We start from the raw sequence: 19335 nt of genomic DNA on the forward strand, positions 1-19335 counted from the left end.
TTGGGAGCATTCATGAATACCAATACCACACAAGATCCGCATGATACACGCAAACGCATTTTTGCCATTATTTCAAGCGCATCTGGCAACCTTGTTGAATGGTACGACTTTTACGTTTATTCATTTACCTCAATTTACTTTGCATCACAGTTTTTCCCATCAAATGGCGATACAGTGGCCGAGCTTTTAAAAGCGGCTGGCGTTTTCTTCATTGGATTTTTAATGCGTCCGATCGGAGGGTGGTTGTTTGGTCGCATTGCGGACCGTTATGGTCGCAAACGCTCCATGCTTATATCGGTTCTGATGATGTGCGGTGGTTCATTCATGATTGCCATACTGCCAACCTATGACAGTATCGGTGTTATGGCTGCGGTTCTGCTGCTGCTTGTACGTATGCTGCAAGGCCTATCGGTCGGTGGTGAATACGGTACTACAGCAACTTACATGAGCGAAGTAGCGCTGAAAGGCCGTCGTGGTTTTTTCAGTTCATTCCAATATGTGACATTGGTTGGAGGTCAGTTGCTGGCAAGCCTTGTTGTCTTTATTCTTGCTTTGTATCTAAATGAAGACGAGTTGAAAGCTTGGGGCTGGCGTATCCCATTCGTCATTGGTGGTCTAGCAGCCATTGTTGCGCTTTACCTGCGAAGTTCGTTACATGAAACCTCGACCAAAGAAACCCGTTCCAGCGTTGAAGCCGGCAGCATTATTGGTCTACTCCGCAATCATGGCAAAGCTTTCTTCCTTGTTGTAGGCTTCACAGCCGGTGGTTCACTAACTTTTTACACCTACACTACCTATATGCAGAAATACCTCATTACAACGACAGGTTTTGACAAGCATACAGCCACAACATTGATGACTGGCGCCTTGTTCATTTTCATGATTCTTCAACCGGTATTTGGAACCTTGGCAGACAAAATAGGTACCCGTACATCGTTATTGATCTGGAGCGCTTTATCAATTGTCCTCACTATTCCGGCTTTGACATTGATTGGCAATGCAACGAGCACTTGGGTTGCCTTTATGGGCATCGTCGCCATGCTTTGTGTTGCATGTATGTATACGTCCATTGGTGGTATCGTGAAAGCCGAAATGTTCCCCGCTTCCGTACGGGCACTCGGTGTAGGCCTATCTTATGCGGTTGCCAATGCGATTTTCGGTGGCTCGGCAGAATCTATTGCTCTCTGGCTTAAGGATATCGGCTATGGAAGCATCTTCTATTATTATGTCACCGGCATGATGGTTATATCCTTTATTGCCGCATTGCTCATGCCTGATGCACGCAAAAGTGGATATCTGCAAGGTCATGACATCCACTGACCTTTACGGATCCATAAAAAAACCCGGTAAACCGGGTTTTTTATGACTTTTACAACTGATCAAAGGCTTCCAGATTTTTAGCCACCAAATAATAAAAAGTCACACGACTCTTATTCTTCACACCATCCATTGATTTAGCTGCTTGCGATACCGCAACGGCAGCAGATTCAGGATCGGCACCCAGCTTTTTCTGCGCAAAATTCTTGCAAACCAGTTCAACTTCCTTGGAATCCGATGTCGAGACATAACGTGCATCACGATTGGTCATGGTAAGACGCAAATTAGCGGCAATAGCATTAACAGCCACTTCATTTGGGGCGGCATCATATTTTTTAATATCCTGAATAAAATCAGACATTTCAAAGTTCCTTCTATCTTCTGTTCCATATTGAAACAAATAAGATGAAGAGAAGTTCCATTTTAAAAATTTATTTTTAATTGTGCGCTTTTCATCCTGTTTGCTTTTGCCTATATATGAAGGGCCGGTTTACCGGCTATGGTAATAAATGGACTGTGAAATAAACCCATTGGACCCGGGGGCGGTACCCGGCGCCTCCACCATAAAACCATCCAGAAGGATGGTTTTATGAGGGGGGCGAAATAGGATCGACAAGGGCGTAAAGACTGCTCTTTTACTCGGTATTGTACCACCGTTATCGGGCTAACTTAGTAGTTGCAAATGACAACTATGCGGAAGCTCGTCTCGCTGCTTAATTGCGGTGCGACACTTCACTTTAAGCCTTAGACCGTCGCAGGTCTAAGCGGGGTTCGAAGGCACCTGGCAACAGAAGCCTTCACTTTACCCCTTGAATCAAAAAAATCATTTTCAGATCAAAACGCATAAAAGCTTCAAGAATCTTGAACAAAACGTATTCTTCATTTGATTAAACTGATGCATAGAAAAAAAAATATGCTAGCTATACATTACAGCTGATTCAATCAGATGGCTGATAAACTTAAAAGCAATTGAAAAAATATAGGGACACTGAACAATGGTACATGATCAAATCAGATATGACATCCTTGTTCAGAACGCATTGCGCAGTGTGATCGCTAAAGTTTTAAGCGAAGTCGCGAAAGCAGGATTGCCTGGCGAGCACCATTTTTTTATCACTTTTTTGACCAATGCCCCCGGTGTAAAAGTTTCACAACGCCTTAAAGAACGATATCCCGACCATATGACTATTGTTCTGCAACACCAATTTTGGGATTTACTGGTCTCAGACCATCACTTCGAAGTTAGTCTTTCCTTTGGTGATGTACCGGAAAAGCTGGTTGTTCCCTTTTCGGCTATACAGGTTTTCTATGACCCTACGGCAGCATTTGAAGCCGCTTTCGATCTACCCGGTGATCTGCCCCAAAGCGATAACGACAGTGTTGAAGAAACCATTATCAAAAAACCATCCATCGAAAAGAAAGAAAAACGTCCGGCCAAAAAAACAGTAAAATCAACGGCCAAGACAGCAAAAGAAGAAAAGAGCAATACGCCCGATGTCGAGGCAGACACTGACAAGCCGAGCGCTGATGTTGTCTCGCTTGATGCTTTCCGTAAAAATAAATAGTTTTATATCTGCATATTGAATCGGACATGAACAAGATCATCAATCTGCGTCAATTCAAAAAGCGCAAAAAACGCGACGAAGAAGAGCAACAAGCCCATCAGAACCGCGTTACATGTGGTCGCTCGAAAACGCAAAAATATATGGACGGACAAGAAAACGACCGCATAAACAAATTTCTTGACCAGAGCAAACTTATAAAAAAAATCAAAATCAATCATGACGATATCGAAAATTGACTGGAATGATCTTCAATTAAAAAAAATATCGGTACGCCTCGGGCGGCATGCCACGAGCTTTTCGCTCGAACCGCCCTTCATTGAAATTTTGACAAACATGGCACAAGAACGCGGTATTTCCTTCGCAAAGCTTGTACAATCCATTGACGTGACGAGACAATCCGGCGTTAATCTTTCATCGGCTTTGCGTCTTTATGTCTTACGCCATGCGTTAGAAAGCCATGAACAACCTAACCGGTTGCTTGATTAAAACGAGCGAACAAGCTAACGCGTCTATATGGAACATTTTCAAGATCAGCATAGCCCTACCCCACCCCTGCCAGATCCAGCTGATCTGCCAGAGTTTGTTGTCTCAGCTGTATTGAAGCGTGATGTCTTTTCAGAAACACGGGCCGGTTATTTTATCAATGATCCAGAAACGCGTATCATCCGTCGTATTGTTACCGCATCACCTTGGTGGTCACGCCCCTTGGCATGGATATTGGCAAAGCGTGAAATCCGCGGCTTGAAAAAAGTGCGCGGTCTGAAAGGTGTACCGCAACTGATTGCCGTCGACCGCGATGGCCTATACCGTTCATGGACGGAAGGAACGCCTTTGCATCTGGCACGACCCGACCATCGTGAATTTTATTTGAGTGCCCATAAAATCTTACGCAATATGCGGCGTATGGGGATCACCCACAACGATCTTGCCAAACCACAAAACTGGCTCATGACACCAGAAGGTGAAGCTGCAATTATCGACTTCCAGCTTGCCAGCGTTCATAAAAGACGTGGCCTCCTATACCGGTATTTTGCCTACGAAGATTTTCGCCACCTGATCAAGCAGAAAAAAAGCTTTGCAAAGAGCTTGATGTCACCAACCGAAAAACGCATTGCCAAACAACGCTCATGGCCGTCACGTTTATGGATGGCAACAGGCAAACGATTTTATAATTTCTGGACCAAAGGTGTTTTTAACTGGTCAGATGGTGAAGGAACAGGCGATCGAATTCAGGACCAAGGACCACTTATTCGTGAAGCTTTCATGAATAACGACAAAATTCACGATTTTGCACTAGCCACCTATTCATTGCCTGCCAAGGGGGTTGGCCTCTATGCCTTTGTCGAGACAGAACTTGATGAAAAAGCCATTCGTCCGCTTCTCAAAGGACAAAAGGTCGAACTGATCCAGCCGGTAAAAGAATTACCGCGACGCGCTGACGGTACAATACGCGATGACATATTGAAACTTATCGCCATGAATGAAGTCAATGATCTGGAAGCCTTGATCGAGCGTGAACCGGAAATGGGCCATATTATAAAAACCATCGCAACCAAGCGCCTTAACTTTACCGACCGTCGCGTCTGGGAATATGAGACGAACCGGCATTAATATTTTTTCGGCATAAAATAAATAGACATAAAACAGCAAACGCCAGCGCATAGATAAGCCATAAAATGGCCAACCGTTTTTCTGCGAACGTTATCGGCATATCATCCGCACCATAGCCTGGATAAATAGCCGCGCAAAATCCTATTCCTTCGACCACGGCAAACTTATAAAATCCCCAAGCAAGATAAATCAGATAGAATGAGAAAAGGCCAAGCGGCAGCAGGCATATTTTTGTCAGTGTTCCTGCACCACGCCAAAGTAGGATACCCGCAGCAACAAGAAAAAGAATGACCGACAACACAATAAGCTCTGCAACATCGGCATCCCCCATCGTACAGGTATTACCGACATATGACATAAGAGCATTAAAACTCGCCAGATAAAGAAGAAAGACAGCTATCGCCTGCATTTATGATCATTTCCGGTTCCATCCAGCATTGGCTAGCATGTTTTTGCGTGTAAAACAAAACAAGAACCTAGCATTCCCGCTATAAAAGATTTAAATCACCACCATGAGCGATTTTCCCGATGATATACCATTTTTCGATGATGAGTCCCCCAAACCAGTACTATCAGGTGGGGAATCTACGAATCATGTAACAGGAGGCGGAATCGCCGCCCGTGCTATGGCTGCACGCCAAGCCACCCAAAAAGAACCCGACTATCTTCAAAACCTTAATCCTGAACAACGTCAGGCTGTTGTAACAACAGAAGGGCCTGTTCTGGTTCTTGCCGGTGCAGGCACCGGAAAGACACGCGTTCTCACCACACGTATCGCCCATATTTTATCTCTCGGCCACGCCTATCCCAGCCAAATCTTGGCCGTCACCTTCACCAACAAGGCGGCACGGGAAATGAAGCATCGTATTGGCGATCTGGTCGGCGGTGCCATTGAAGGCATGCCGTGGCTTGGCACATTTCACTCAATTGGCGTCAAGCTATTGCGACGCCATGCCGAACTTACCGGCCTCAATACCGATTTCTCTATTCTTGATACCGATGATGTCAACCGTCTGCTCAAACAACTCATTCAGGCCGAAGGGCTGGATGACAAACGCTGGCCGCCGCGTCAATTGGCACTGATGATTGATGGCTGGAAGAATAAAGGGCTGTCACCCAACCAAATTTCGGAAGGTGATGCCCGCTCCTTCGGCAATGGTCGCGGACGTGAACTTTATCATGCCTATCAGGAACGATTGAAAACACTCAATGCCTGCGATTTTGGTGATCTGCTACTCCACCCGATCCGCATTTTCCAACACCATCCCGATATATTACGCGAATACCATAAAAAATTTCGCTATATTCTTGTCGACGAATATCAAGATACCAATACGGCTCAATATTTATGGTTACGCTTACTTGCGCAACGTCCACAAAAAGAAAAAGTCAATCTGTGCTGTGTCGGTGACGATGATCAGTCGATTTATGGCTGGCGTGGGGCAGAAGTCGACAACATCCTGCGCTTTGAAAAGGACTTTCCTGGTGCCACCGTTATCAGGCTGGAGCGTAACTACCGTTCGACCGCCCATATTCTGGGCGCGGCTTCCCATCTGATTGCACATAATGAGGGACGTCTTGGCAAAACACTTTTTACCGATCGCAATAACGCCGATGAAAACAAGGTCAAGGTTCATGCGGCATGGGATTCAGAAGAAGAAGCGCGTGCCGTTGGCGAAGAAATTGAACAATTGCAGCGCCATGGCCATGCCTTGAACGATATGGCGATATTGGTGCGTGCCTCATTCCAGATGCGTGAGTTTGAAGACCGTTTTATAACATTGGGCCTCAACTACCGCGTTATTGGCGGCCCACGCTTTTATGAGCGCATGGAAATCCGTGATGCGATTGCCTATATGCGGATTATCACCCAACCGGCTGATGATCTTGCCTTTGAGCGTATTGTCAACACCCCCAAGCGCGGTCTTGGAGAAGCGACAATCCGCCAATTACATGACACGGCGCGATTGCGTGGTTTACCAATGCTGGCAACCGCTGCAGAAATGATCGAAACCGACGAACTAAAGCCAAAAGCCCGCAGTGCATTGCGATCGGTCGTCGAGAATTTCCGCCGATGGCAGAACTTGCTTGATAACACGCCCCATACAGAACTGGCAGAAATGGTGCTTGATGAATCGGGCTATACAGCCATGTGGCAAAATGACAAATCGGCCGATGCTCCAGGACGCCTTGAAAATCTAAAAGAATTAATCCGCTCGATGGAGAATTTTGAAAGCCTGCGCTCTTTCCTTGAACATATATCGCTGGTCATGGATACAGAGCAGAACGAAGATCTTGATGCTGTCAATATCATGACGCTTCATTCAGCAAAGGGGCTGGAGTTTGACACAGTCTTTCTGCCCGGTTGGGAAGAAGGTCTGTTTCCTCATCAGCGTTCTCTTGACGAAGGTGGGCGTTCGGGGCTGGAAGAAGAACGCCGCCTCGCCTATGTTGGCCTGACAAGAGCCAAAAAAAATCTACATATCTGGTTCGTTTCCAACCGTCGTATCCACGGCCTTTGGCAAACGACCGTACCATCACGCTTTCTCGAAGAATTGCCCGAAAGCCATGTCGAGATCGCCGAGGTAGAAACATCATATGGCGGCTATGGTCAATCGCGTTTTGACCGGCAAGACCCATTTGAGAACAATTACTCAACACCCGGATGGCAGCGGGCACAGAAAAACGCCAATGATGCGACACGCAACAATTGGGGAACGCGTTCAGGCGCCCATATAGAACGCATCGGTTATGGCGAGGTCGATTCCGGTTTTGGAGCAGGAAAAGGCTCTGCAAAGGCAAAAACAATCGATGGGGAATTATTAGCCAAATCGGTTTCTTCCACAGTTTCAGCCTTCACGATCGGTGATCGTGTTTTCCATATGAAGTTCGGCAATGGCAATATCGTTGTCATCGATGGTAACAAGCTGACCATTGATTTTGATAAAGCAGGGCAAAAGCGCGTTCTTGATTCTTTTGTCGAGAAAAAAACATAACTACTTAGAAAATGGGAGCACCATGAAAAAAGTAATCACCTATTCAATTTTCGGCATGGACAAAAAAATCTATATAAGGCACTTTATTTTCGGCCTCTTTTTTTCGTATTTGTATATATTTTCAATCATAAAATGATCACTAAATTATGGGCCATGACCATTATTCTTGCCGTCAACACAGTGCTCTACCCTTATGCTCGCCTAGCTTATGAAACGGTGGTCAACTACATTGTTGGCGACAATATCATTATTTCATATTTACCAATTTTTGTCATAGTGAAATTTATAACAATGTTGCTTTGCTGGAGCTTTGCTATTTTCATCGCACCGATTGGTTGGCTACTGCTTTATTTCCAAAACAAAAAAGCATCAAACAAATCAGCAAAAGCCTGAAACAGCACAATTTTAAAAATCGGAATAGATCTATATGAAAGTCGTTATTAGAGCCATCCGCCTTATCGCCATCTTTATTGTCGCCGTCACCGGATGGAGCTGGGGACAAAATATTTCACGGGGAGATTATTCATTACCAAGACTTTCACAAATTCCGGTTTTAAACCAGCTGGCGATAAAACTTGCCGGCGGACCTTCTTTCGCGCTTTCCCCCATTAGCCTGCGTGAAGCCCATATCCAACATAAAAAGCCACAATATAAACGTGTTCTCACGGACCATAAATATCCGGACACACCACCATCAGATATATTTAATTTAGTTCACTATAAGGCGCAGGATGGTGACATGGCAGCCTATGTCACACCCGATCCCAAGGATGGAAAACAACATCCGGCCGTTATATGGCTGCATGGTGGTTATGGTGGCATTGGCCCATGGCTCTGGGAACCTTTGGATAAAGGTAATGATCAAAGCGGCCGCGGCTTGCGCGAAGCCGGTATTGTTATGATGGTGCCTTCATTTCGTGGAGAAAACCGTAATCCCGGTACATTCGAAATGTTTCTAGGCGAATTGGATGATCTGGAATTTGCTCTCAATTACCTTAAAAGCCAGCCTTATGTCGATCCAAAACGTATCTATCTTATCGGTCATAGTACCGGCGGCACCAATGTGCTGCTTGGCAATGAATATATCGATGGCTTCCGCGCCGCCTTTTCGCTTGGCGGCGTGCCGGATCTCAAAACCCGTTTAAGTTATGGCCCAACCGCTGTTGACATGCCCTTTCCTGAAACAGATGAGGAGTTCAATCTGCGTTCGCCACGTCGTTTTATCAACGACATAAAATCACCTACTTTCTATTTTGAAGGCAGCGAAAGCTGGTGGAGGGAATTTGAAGAAGTCGAACAGGTTGCACAAAACGCATCTATCCCATTCTCTATCTATGAAATTCCCGATGCCGATCACTTCAACTATCTCCATGCGGCAGTCAAACTGATTGCCGAAAAAATAGTGGCCGATACGGGTGATAAAACCAATATCACATTCTCAACAGACGATATCAAAAGCATTTCACAAAATATCGGGCGCTGACAGAAACATTGTTGATTGATTTATTTTACAAAATTGTCGACCAACAAATTCTTCACATCTTTCAACTGTCCTTGCAAAACAGCCTTGGCACCATATAATACCATGCCGGAAACTTCTCCGGCTGTAATTTTGGGCGACATAAAAGTCACTTCCACTTGGCGATAAAATCATCGACATGCATATTTTGCATATCCGGAATGGCTTCATAAAGCTCATTGAGCGACCAATTCCACCAATCAAGATCAAGCAGTTTCTGGATCGTCTCACCGCGAAAGCGCATGCGAATACGCTTGGCAGGAACACCGGCAACAATCTCATAAGGTATGACATCTTTTGTCACCACCGCATTGGCTCCCACAACAGCCCCGTGGCCAATAGTAATACCCGGTTTGATAACCGCCCCATGCCCGACCCAGACATCATGACCGATGGTGACACGCTTGTTATGGCGATATTCCCGAAAATCGGAATCAAGTGTCATAAAACGAAAATATTCATTAGGACGATAAGTCATTTTATGCTGGCTGACCCGCTGCATAGGATGTTCCAAGGCATTGATGCGTACATTGGCAGCAATCGAGCAGAAACGGCCTATATCACTATAGATCGCCTCGCCCTGACGCTCGAAGTAGGAAAAATCGCCTACCGTTACATCACGAAGGATGACACGCTCGCCGATTTCAACATAACGTCCCAGTTTCGCCCCATGTAATCTGGCTGTTGTATGAATCCGGGGTTCACTATCATGATAGCGTTGATCTGTATTCATGGCTGCGACCTTTTTTCTTTACCTTTACAGTTGAAGCGCCCTTCGCCAACCGCTATAATCTATACCAACCGCTTACACGCATTGCTTCTTTCATTATGCGCTAAAAACGTCCTCTATCTCAATCATGCTTTGCTGTTTTGGTTAAGGTCTCAAATGAAAAACGTTATATATACTGTTCTTGCTACCATTCTCTTCATTGCAGCTGTCACCAGTTACAATCATTTTTATGGTCCCAAACCCTTCGGCACGCCTTTTGAGCTAACAGATTCCAACGGTCAAAAAGTGACCTTGGATGATATTTATGCCAAACCGGCAGTCGTATTTTTCGGCTATACCAACTGTCCCGATGTCTGCCCGACAACCTTAATGGACATAACCGGCTGGATTGACAAGCTAGGCCCTGAAACTGCCAATAAGCTGGGCATATGGTTTTTTACTGTAGACCCCGAGCGTGACACTCCGGAAGTCATGCATAATTATCTGGAAGGCTTCACAAACCATATTATCGGCATCAGCGGCGATCCAAAAAAGGTTCATGAAGCTGTCAAAGGATTCAATATTACAGCTCTGCTTGTACCCGGTATCGATGGTGATTATACCTATGACCACACGGCGGCGGTATTATTGCTTCGCAAAGGTGGGAAAATGGCAGGCTACATTGCCTATGACCCCAACGGAGCAGATGAACGCCAGCAATCTGCCGTAGAGAAATTGAAAAATCTTGCCGGAGGCTGATCTTGTCGCAACACCGCCTGTCTATAAGTGCCGATAAAAAAACGGCTGAACATTATTATGCTCTTCTCGATACTGCGCTGGAAGATGATGGTTATCCCGTTGCCATCACCGAAATTGACGAAGCAAAAGCAATCTATGAAACCTCGATTTATATAGACAGCAGTGAGAGTGAAAGTCTCAAACAAAGGATGGCAACGATTATCCATGTTGCACCCAGCGCCATCGAGACAGAAATTCTGCCTGACATTGACTGGGTCAGCCATTCCCTCGCCGGTCTGAAACCCGTGCGTGCCGGCCGCTTCTTTGTTCATGGCAGCCATGACCGTGACAAGGTACAGCCAAATGATCTCGCGATCGAGATTGATGCCGGACAGGCTTTTGGCACCGGCCATCATGGTACAACGGCTGGCTGCCTTGAGATGATTGAAGATGTTTTGAAGGTTGAGAACCCGAAAAACGCACTGGATCTTGGAACCGGAAGCGGCGTCCTTGCCATTGGCATTGCCCTGATAGAACCAATCGAGATTGTTGCCAGCGATATTGATCCGATTGCTATTCAGGTCACAGATGAGAATATTGCGCTCAACAAAGTTGCCGATCATATTACAACGGTTGTGGCAACCGGCTTTGATCATCCCGATCTTGCCGCACGCGCGCCTTTTGATCTGGTCGTTGCTAATATTCTAGCCAATCCGCTGATCGAACTTGCCCCTGAAATGGCAAAAGCGCTTGCACCGAATGGCTCAATGATCCTCTCCGGCATATTGGATGAACAGGAAGCCAAAGTGGTTGAAGCCTATATTCAGGCAGGGCTTCAACACATACGCACGACCCATAAAGAAGGATGGGTCACCATCCATCTCAAACATTGATGTATAGAGCGCCCCATTCTTACGAATGGGGCTTTTTTATTCCGCCAGATGCTTATTGAAAAAGCGATCCACATCGGCAAAATGTTGCTTTGTCTCGGCTTCCGGCAAGATCATATATTGAAAATGTGATAGGCCTTCAAAAACTACCATTTCAGTTTCAACACCCGCATCCAGCAATTTGCGTTGAACACGTGCTGTATTACTCAAAAAGAGATCGCGCGTTCCTGTTGTTAAAAGCGTTGGCGGAAAATTGGAAAAGTCGCCATAGACAGGCGATAACATCGGGTCCTTTAAATCATGGCCATTAGCATAAAGCTTGGCTGCATCCTCAATCCAACTTTCATAACGATTGAGTAAATTATCAACTGTATCATTAACAAAATAGCTATCACCCGTTTTCGTTAAATCCGACCATGGCGTTCCCGGTGCAATGGCTGCTGGCAGCGGTAACCCTTCTGCCTTGGCACGTAAAACCGATGCCAGTACCAAGCCACCATCAGTTGAAGCACCGTCCAATCCTACATATTCCGGCTTATAATCTTTTATAACTTTTTTATAGACACTCATCACATCATCCAGCGCTGCTGGATAGGGATGATCGGGTGGCATACGATAATCAACCGCAATCACTTTAATATGGTTATACCCAGCCATCATCATGGCTTCATAAGCACTGGCTTTGCCCGGATTTAACACGTAGCCGCCACCATGAAAATTGAGAATGATACGATTTTTGTTTTGGGGTGCAAGTATCTCGGGCGTAACAATATAGACCGGTACATTATCAATGATCTGTTTTTCAACCTTAACTTTTAAAGCTTACTCTAAAGCCGGCAAGGACTGTTCTACCGCCGCAGCATTTTTTGCAACCCAGCTTTTCCATTCTTCAGCCGTTTGGGGACGTTCCAAAAACGCGGGATCAGGCGGTTGCTTTATCAATTTTTGTGCTTGTTGACTGATTGTTTGCGGAACCGGAAGATAGTATTCAAGAATCAAGCGACCATCTTCCTGCGCCAAAGCGCTCGATGAAAGAGGCAAAATCGACAACAATAATAAATTGATAAGAGGCGCATATTTCTTCATGAATTCTTCCTTGTTGGCCAGAATAATTTACTGATATAACAACTATATACGAACCCCATAAATGCGTTACAAGAGCAAAGAGATTTTCATGTTCCAGTCATTCGACGTCAAAAGCGACCCGACAAAATCTGCTGTCCGTGTACAAAGATTGCGTGCGGAAATAGATCGACTGGGACTTGACGGTTTTCTTGTGCCGCGTGCGGATGAATATCAAGGCGAATATGTTGCACCGCGCTCTAAAAGGCTTAGCTATACAACCGGTTTTACCGGCTCTGCTGGCATGGCTTTGATTATGAAAACAACAGCAATTATCTTTGTTGATGGCCGTTATACATTGCAGGTTAAAAGCCAAACCGATCCGGCCATTTTCCAATATGATGATCTTGTCAACCATCCTCCTGCACAGTGGTTACGAGAAAATGGCAGCGGTCTCAAAATCGGATTTGATCCATGGCTGCACACAATCGCCGATGTTGCAAATTTGAAAGATGCCTTGAAAGCAGCAAACGGCAAACTAATTGCGGTTGAGGAAAATCCGGTTGATGTGATCTGGGATGACCAGCCTGCCGCTCCCATCACACCGGTATCCATTCAACCGCTTGAATTTGCAGGTATTGAGGCAAAGACCAAGCTTGCAACACTCTGTCAAACCCTTAAGAACAAAAAGGTTGATGCCGTTGTTCTGACTGATCCATCATCCATTGCATGGACATTCAATATTCGCGGAAAGGATGTTTCCAACACGCCTTTTACGCTTTCTTTTACGATCATCTATGCTGATGGCAAGGCAGAGCTTTTCATTGAACCTGCCAAGTTAGACCAACAGGTTCGCACCTATCTTGAAGCCTCGTGTGCAATTCTGCCGCCAGAAAACTTTGTCCCCCATCTGGAAGAATTGTCCAATAAAAAACTCCATATTGCGCTTGATCCTTTATTGACGGCGGAAAAAATCCGCCAGATTATCAGCCAAAATGGCAAGATCATTGAAATGTCTGATCCTGCAAGGCTGCCCCGCGCTGTCAAAAACACAGCAGAACTTGCAGGATCACGCCATGCGCATAAGCGTGACGGTGTCGCACTGGTTCGTTTTTTTGCATGGCTTGACCGACAAAAAAGCGGCACAATGACAGAAATCAGCACAGCGCAAAAACTTGAAACACTCCGCGCAGAAACGGCCACGGAGATGGGGTCAAAGCTGGAAGACCTCTCCTTTGACACAATTTCAGGCAGCGGACCGAATGGTGCCATCATCCATTACCGTGTTACTACGCAAACCGACCGTCCCTTAAATGAGGGCGAACTTTATCTTGTCGATTCCGGTGCGCAATACCGTGACGGCACCACCGATGTCACCCGAACCGTTGCTATCGGCGAAGTGGGAGGCCAAGAAAAACGCTGTTTTACGCTCGTCCTCAAAGGCATGATTGCCATGTCGATGGCGCATTTTCCTGTTGGCACACGCGGACAGGACATTGATGTGCTCGCCCGTATCAACCTATGGAAGGCCGGGCTTGATTATGGTCATGGCACAGGCCACGGTATTGGTTCCTATCTATCTGTACACGAAGGGCCGCAAAACCTTTCAAAGCGTGGCACACAGGAACTTCTTCCCGGTATGATTATCTCCAACGAGCCGGGTTATTATCGCGAAGACGCTTTTGGCATCCGCATTGAAAATCTATTAATCGTAAAAAAAGAACAGCCTTTGCAAGGTGGCGAAATTAAAATGCGCTCCTTTGAAACTCTAACCTTATGCCCCATCGACCGGCGGCTGATTGCCGTGGAACTGCTCACACGTGAAGAGCTAAGCTGGTTGAATGCCTACCACCAGCGTGTCTGCGCTGAAATTAGCCCGCATCTTAACGAAGATGATAAAGCGTGGCTGAAAGCGGCAACGGCAGAGATATAAAAATCTCCATATAGGTACCTATCCCAATAATCCTTAAAAAAAACATGCGCTTTCTTGAAGACGCTATGACATTTGACCTTTAACGTACTGGTGAACAAATTACCTTGTTTTTATCCTCTTGACCTGCCGCGCGCGAATCTGCTCACGGAAGAAAACAAAAAGACCGCTGCCGACAACAATAATTGCACCGACAAAGGTCCAAAAATCCGGAATGCCTTTAAAGACAATATAGCCGACAATCACCGACCAGACGAGTTGTAGATAATTGAATGGCTGGATAATCGTCAATGGCGCATAGGTCAGCGCCTTGATCATCAAGAAATGGCCAAGAATGGATGTACAACATACCGAAACCAGCATCCAGATATGGGAAGCATCCATTGACACCCAGAAAAACGGCAGACCTGATGTCATAATGACCATGCCAACAATCCCGACGTAGAAAAAGGAGGTTGCCGGTTTATCAACGCCGCCGACCATTCGGGTCAAAGCCATATAAAGCGCAAAACAAATACATCCCGCCACCGCATAAGGCGCACCGGAAGATGCGACCCCCATTCCCGGACGCAGTATAATCAAAATACCGGCAAAGCCGATAACCAATGCCGACAAACGCCGCCAGCCAACCTGTTCTTTCAATAAAAAAATAGCAAATAATGTACCAAACAAAGGATAGGCTTCAAAGATCGCCGTAGCTTCGGCCAACCCCATCATCTTGAAAGCCATCCCTAACAGAATCAGTTCGGACATCAAAAGAAGCCCGCGCAGGCACTGAACCACTGGACGCTTCGATTTTATATTGGCTTTAAAACCGCCGCTCGCCTTCATCACCATGAATAGGCCAGCCAGCAAAAACGCCCAATAACGTACCATAATGATAAATGTAACCGGATAATTCACGACAAGCGTTTTGGTCATTGCATCCTGCATCGAAAAAATCAGTGTTGCCAAAACAACAAGGACAATACCAATCCAGGTGCGATTGCCATTATCAGGTATCGACGGAACGATTTTCGTTGCAGCAACAGCAACAGGCTTTTTCACGATGATGCCCCTTCTACAAGATCAAACCATTGATCTTCGCTGATGACTTCTATTCCCAATTCTTGTGCTTTGGCAAGCTTGGAGCCTGCTCCTGGCCCAGCGACGACAAGATCGGTCTTTTTAGAGACAGAGCCGGCGGTCTTGGCGCCCAATCGCTCTGCCATGGCTTTAGCCTCATCACGCGACATACGCTCAAGACTGCCTGTAAATACGATTATCTTATTGGCGACTGGCGATCCGCCAGTCTTCGGCAACTCCTCATCAAGAGGGGTTATTTCAGCCAACAAAGCGGATAAAACATCACGATTATGCGGCTCGCTATAAAAATCGACTACCGCCTCGGCAACAACAGCACCTACACCTTCGATATTGATCAGCTCTTGCCAACTATCATTGCCCTTGTCTTTTTTATCTTGTGGAATTTCAGCCGTACACGCAGCCTTTTCAAAAGATTCATAACGCTCATAAGCACGTGCCAATCGCCGCGCATTTACCTCGCCAATATGGCGGATGCCAAGCGCATAGATAAACCGGCTCAATGCAATCGTACGACGCGCATTGATAGCATCATATAATTTGCGCACGCTTGTGGTGCCAAATCCTTCAATATTTTCAAGCTTTGCCAATGATATCTGTTGGCGTTTTTCAAGTGTAAAAATATCGGCAGGCGTACGTATCATAAGTGCAGGATCGACAGCACCAAAGAAAAACTCAACCTGCTTCTCGCCAAGCCCTTCGATATCAAAAGCATTGCGCGAGACAAAATGGCGAAGCCGCTCCATGGCCTGTGCTTGACAGATCAGACCGCCGGTGCAGCGGCGGACCGCCTCCCCCTCCTCACGCACTGCATGCGAACCACAAACCGGACAAATATGCGGAAACTTGAAAGGAGCCGTATTATCAGGCCGCTTTTCCGGTACAATATCGACGATTTGTGGAATAACATCACCGGCACGCTGGACAATCACTGTATCACCAATGCGTATATCGCGTCCTTCACGGATTGGTTCGCCCTTATTGCCAATCCCCTTGATGTAATCTTCATTATGCAATGTCGCATTGGTAACGACAACACCGCCTACCGTGATTGGTTCAAGCCGCGCCACTGGCGTCAAAGCACCGGTACGTCCTACCTGTATATCAATACCGCGTAACAACGTATAAGCTTTTTCTGCCGGAAATTTATGCGCAATAGCCCAGCGCGGAGAGCGTGAAACAAAACCCAGGCGGGCCTGCAGATCAAGCCGGTTGACCTTGTAAACAACGCCATCAATATCATAATCGAGTGCAGCACGTTGTTCTTCAATCAAATGATAATGCTCAACCAGCTTTTTCGCACTGTCAAAAACCTTCATCAATGGATTGACAACAAAGCCATATTCACGAAACTTTTCCACCATATCCATTTGAGTTGATGCAGGCATTTCACTGACTTCACCCCATGCATAGGCAAAAAATTTCAATGCACGGCTAGCCGTAATGCTTGAATCAAGTTGCCGCAGGGAACCCGCTGCAGCATTACGCGGATTGGCAAATGTCGGCTTGCCTTCGGCTTCATGGCGGGCATTCAAAGCTTGGAAATCGGTACGCCCCATATAAACCTCGCCACGCACCTCCAGAATATCAGGGACCGGTCCGGTAAGTATATGCGGAATATCGGCAATCGTGAGTGCATTAAGCGTAACATTTTCGCCCACAGTGCCATCACCACGCGTTGCAGCAGAAACAAGCTTTCCCTTTACATAACGCAGGTTAAGTGAAAGCCCATCTATTTTAGGTTCGGCCGTAATCTGCAGGCATTCATCATCACCAAGGCGTAAAAACCGTCGTATACGATCAATAAAGTCAACAACATCGCTATCCACAAAAGCATTATCCAAAGAGAGCATCGGGACTTTATGGGTTATTTTTTCAAATTTTTCCGAAACCGCAGCACCGACTTTTTTCGATGGTGAATCGGGTCGCACAAGATGGGGAAAGCGCAATTCAATCGCGCTATTGCGCCGCCGCAACGCATCATATTCAGCATCCGATATTTCCGGTGCATCCTCGGTGTTATAAAGCATATCATGACGGGCAATCTCTTTTGCAAGAAATTCCAGTTCGCTTACAGCTTCCAAATCCGTCATATTATCGACAGGGGTTGTAGTCATAATTGTCTTTCAATATTCGTTTCAGCCAACATGCCGTGCATTGATAAAAGGCGCAAAGGTAAAATTTGTTGTATCCATAAAAGCGGACAGCTTTTTATATACTCCCTATAAAAGCAGGGATGACTGTCCCGATGAAGCATCAAGCAGTCTTTTGGCTGCCGCACGCGCTTCATCAGTCAAATGCTCACCCGCCAACATACGGGCAATTTCTTCGGCACGCTCTTCACGATTCATCGGCTTAACCTTTGTTGCCAGACGCCCCTCACCCACAGCCGCCTTAGAAATAAGATAATGCGCATCGGCCTTGGCCGCTACCTGCGGTGCATGGGTAACAGACAGGACCTGCACCGTTTTTGACAATCTGGCTAGGCGCTGACCGATCGCATCAGCAACAGCACCACCAACACCGGTATCAATCTCGTCAAAAACAAGGGTCGGCGCCGAACCACGATCGGCAAGCGCAACTTTAAGCGCCAACAGAAAACGGGACAGTTCGCCGCCGGATGCCACCTTCATCATCGGCCCCGGCTTGGTACCCGGATTGGTGCGCACCCAATATTCCACACGGTCAATCCCGTCAGCACTGCGTCGTTCATCATCGCGATGCATATCAACGATAAATTCTGCATGTTCAAGCTTCAGGGCCGGCAATTCGGCCATAACGGCTTCACGCAATTGTTGTGCCGCCGCATGACGGCGTTCCGAAAGCACCAAGGCTGCCTTATCATAAGTCTGGCGTACGACAACCAGCTCATCTTCAAGCTTTTTCAGTGTCGCCTCTCCGGCATCAAGGTCAATGAGCTCGGCGTCCATCTTGTCACGTAAATTACTTAAATCCTCAACCGGCACATTGAATTTTCGGGCCGCGCCACGTAAGGCAAAAAGTCGCTCTTCAACGCGTTCAAGTTCATGCGGTTCATAATCTAGTGCCCGCATAGCATTATCAATATTGTCCTGAGCCTGCGCCAAGGCATTCAACGCTTCATCAATTGCCTTGACAACCGGCACAACCAGCTCCTCGGCCTGTGCAACCTTACGTTCCAACCGACGGGCCAGATTGGCCAATACTGGTACCGGCGACTGAGTTCCGTTGAGTATTTCTCCCGCTTCATTGATGTCGGTGGCAATTTTTTCTGCCTTCATCATCGTGCTGCGACGTTCCGCCAAGACTTCCTCTTCACCCGGCTGCGGATCAAGAATTGTCAGTTCATCAACGCTGCTCCTCAGATAATCAGCCTCGCGGGCAGCTTCGGCAACACGCTTTTGATATTCATCAAGGCGAACCACCAGATCATGCCAGTTCTTATAAAGTACTTTTAAAGCTTCCACATCTGCTTCAAGACCACCGAAGGCATCGAGCAAACGACGATGCGCATCAAGATCGACAAGAGCGCGCTCATCATGCTGTCCGTGGATTTCAACAAGCTTACTACCCACTTCGCGCATCAAAGCAACACTGGTTGGCTGATCATTGATAAAAACGCGCGAGCGTCCATCCGCCGACTGGATACGCCGCAGAATCAAATCACCTTCATCATCCAGGCCATTATCTTTGATCAATTGGCGCGCAGGATGATCAAACGGCACATCAAAAACGGCACTCACCTGCCCTTGTGACTGACCATGACGCACAAGCGAAGCATCACCCCGTCCACCAAGAGCCAGAGACAGACTATCCAGCAGAATAGACTTTCCTGCGCCGGTTTCGCCCGTCAAAACCGACAGGCCCGAACCGAAGCTGATATCGAGCCTTTCGATCAGTACAATGTCGCGGATCGAAAGCTGCTGCAGCATGGAC

Annotated in this window: 19 protein-coding genes and 1 other RNA gene; 12 read left to right on the forward strand and 8 right to left on the reverse strand. The window is 46.6% G+C overall.

The window, feature by feature from the left end:
- Window positions 1-12: 12 nt before the first annotated feature.
- Window positions 13-1320, forward strand: a complete 1308-nt coding sequence (locus tag ACYZ97_RS06380; RefSeq protein WP_473297527.1) for an MFS family transporter — start codon at window positions 13-15, stop codon at window positions 1318-1320.
- Between the two features lie 49 nt (window positions 1321-1369).
- On the opposite strand, the gene ACYZ97_RS06385 is transcribed toward ACYZ97_RS06380, so the two are convergent.
- Window positions 1370-1678 carry a DUF2853 family protein gene (locus tag ACYZ97_RS06385; RefSeq protein WP_473297529.1) on the reverse strand — a complete coding sequence of 103 codons (309 nt, stop codon included), beginning with the start codon at window positions 1676-1678 and terminating at the stop codon, window positions 1370-1372.
- 84 nt (window positions 1679-1762) lie between these two features.
- On the opposite strand from ACYZ97_RS06385, the gene ssrA reads away from it, so the two are divergent.
- The 5 genes from ssrA (at window position 1763) to ACYZ97_RS06410 (ending at window position 4493) form a co-directional block, all read left to right on the forward strand.
- Window positions 1763-2119: a transfer-messenger RNA gene (gene ssrA, locus ACYZ97_RS06390) on the forward strand.
- Between the two features lie 193 nt (window positions 2120-2312).
- The gene (locus ACYZ97_RS06395) at window positions 2313-2882 is read left to right on the forward strand and encodes an SspB family protein (RefSeq protein WP_473297531.1); all 570 of its coding nucleotides are present in this window, start codon (window positions 2313-2315) and stop codon (window positions 2880-2882) included.
- A gap of 26 nt (window positions 2883-2908) precedes the next feature.
- Window positions 2909-3118, forward strand: coding sequence for a DUF4169 family protein (locus ACYZ97_RS06400; RefSeq protein ID WP_473297532.1), 210 nt, complete (start codon window positions 2909-2911; stop codon window positions 3116-3118).
- Complete coding sequence (locus ACYZ97_RS06405) at window positions 3099-3368, forward strand: ribbon-helix-helix domain-containing protein (RefSeq protein WP_473297534.1); 270 nt, start codon at window positions 3099-3101, stop codon at window positions 3366-3368. The genes ACYZ97_RS06400 and ACYZ97_RS06405 overlap by 20 nt, the downstream gene beginning before the upstream one ends.
- 27 nt (window positions 3369-3395) lie before the next feature.
- Window positions 3396-4493 (forward strand): serine/threonine protein kinase, encoded by a 1098-nt coding sequence (locus ACYZ97_RS06410; RefSeq protein WP_473297536.1) that lies wholly within the window; start codon window positions 3396-3398, stop codon window positions 4491-4493.
- On the opposite strand, the gene ACYZ97_RS06415 is transcribed toward ACYZ97_RS06410, so the two are convergent.
- A complete protein-coding gene (locus ACYZ97_RS06415) occupies window positions 4450-4902 on the reverse strand; it encodes a hypothetical protein (protein ID WP_473297538.1) in 453 nt (150 codons plus the stop codon). The genes ACYZ97_RS06410 and ACYZ97_RS06415 overlap by 44 nt on opposite strands.
- A 103-nt stretch (window positions 4903-5005) precedes the next feature.
- On the opposite strand from ACYZ97_RS06415, the gene ACYZ97_RS06420 reads away from it, so the two are divergent.
- From ACYZ97_RS06420 to ACYZ97_RS06430, 3 genes are all read left to right on the forward strand, one after another.
- A complete protein-coding gene (locus ACYZ97_RS06420; RefSeq protein WP_473297540.1) occupies window positions 5006-7489 on the forward strand; it encodes an ATP-dependent helicase in 2484 nt (827 codons plus the stop codon).
- Between the two features lie 153 nt (window positions 7490-7642).
- Entirely contained in the window at window positions 7643-7882 is a 240-nt protein-coding gene (locus ACYZ97_RS06425) for a hypothetical protein (RefSeq protein ID WP_473297542.1), read from the forward strand.
- Between the two features lie 34 nt (window positions 7883-7916).
- Complete coding sequence (locus ACYZ97_RS06430; RefSeq protein WP_473297544.1) at window positions 7917-8972, forward strand: alpha/beta hydrolase family protein; 1056 nt, start codon at window positions 7917-7919, stop codon at window positions 8970-8972.
- Window positions 8973-9117: 145 nt separating this feature from the next.
- Here ACYZ97_RS06430 and ACYZ97_RS06435 read toward each other — a convergent pair whose 3' ends face one another.
- Window positions 9118-9741, reverse strand: a complete 624-nt coding sequence (locus tag ACYZ97_RS06435) for a DapH/DapD/GlmU-related protein (protein ID WP_473297546.1) — start codon at window positions 9739-9741, stop codon at window positions 9118-9120.
- Window positions 9742-9894: 153 nt separating this feature from the next.
- Between ACYZ97_RS06435 and ACYZ97_RS06440 the strand changes: the two genes are divergently transcribed.
- Window positions 9895-10476 (forward strand): SCO family protein, encoded by a 582-nt coding sequence (locus tag ACYZ97_RS06440; RefSeq protein ID WP_473297548.1) that lies wholly within the window; start codon window positions 9895-9897, stop codon window positions 10474-10476.
- A gap of 2 nt (window positions 10477-10478) precedes the next feature.
- Complete coding sequence (locus ACYZ97_RS06445) at window positions 10479-11348, forward strand: 50S ribosomal protein L11 methyltransferase (protein WP_473297550.1); 870 nt, start codon at window positions 10479-10481, stop codon at window positions 11346-11348.
- A gap of 36 nt (window positions 11349-11384) precedes the next feature.
- Here the strand turns inward: ACYZ97_RS06445 and ACYZ97_RS06450 are convergent, their stop codons facing one another.
- The gene (locus ACYZ97_RS06450; RefSeq protein ID WP_473300651.1) at window positions 11385-12140 is read right to left on the reverse strand and encodes an alpha/beta hydrolase; all 756 of its coding nucleotides are present in this window, start codon (window positions 12138-12140) and stop codon (window positions 11385-11387) included.
- A gap of 27 nt (window positions 12141-12167) precedes the next feature.
- Window positions 12168-12431 (reverse strand): hypothetical protein, encoded by a 264-nt coding sequence (locus tag ACYZ97_RS06455; RefSeq protein WP_473297551.1) that lies wholly within the window; start codon window positions 12429-12431, stop codon window positions 12168-12170.
- Window positions 12432-12519: 88 nt separating this feature from the next.
- Between ACYZ97_RS06455 and ACYZ97_RS06460 the strand changes: the two genes are divergently transcribed.
- Window positions 12520-14340, forward strand: a complete 1821-nt coding sequence (locus ACYZ97_RS06460; RefSeq protein ID WP_473297553.1) for an aminopeptidase P family protein — start codon at window positions 12520-12522, stop codon at window positions 14338-14340.
- Window positions 14341-14439: 99 nt separating this feature from the next.
- Here ACYZ97_RS06460 and ACYZ97_RS06465 read toward each other — a convergent pair whose 3' ends face one another.
- The 3 genes from ACYZ97_RS06465 to recN form a co-directional block, all read right to left on the reverse strand.
- Window positions 14440-15384 (reverse strand): DMT family transporter, encoded by a 945-nt coding sequence (locus tag ACYZ97_RS06465; RefSeq protein WP_473297555.1) that lies wholly within the window; start codon window positions 15382-15384, stop codon window positions 14440-14442.
- Window positions 15381-17537, reverse strand: coding sequence for an NAD-dependent DNA ligase LigA (gene ligA / locus ACYZ97_RS06470; protein WP_473297557.1), 2157 nt, complete (start codon window positions 17535-17537; stop codon window positions 15381-15383). Before ligA ends, ACYZ97_RS06465 begins: the two co-directional genes overlap by 4 nt.
- A gap of 105 nt (window positions 17538-17642) precedes the next feature.
- Window positions 17643-19331, reverse strand: a complete 1689-nt coding sequence (recN, locus tag ACYZ97_RS06475) for a DNA repair protein RecN (protein WP_473297559.1) — start codon at window positions 19329-19331, stop codon at window positions 17643-17645.
- Between the last annotated feature and the right edge of the window lie 4 nt (window positions 19332-19335).

The organism is Bartonella sp. bp_1 (genome assembly GCF_055808085.1).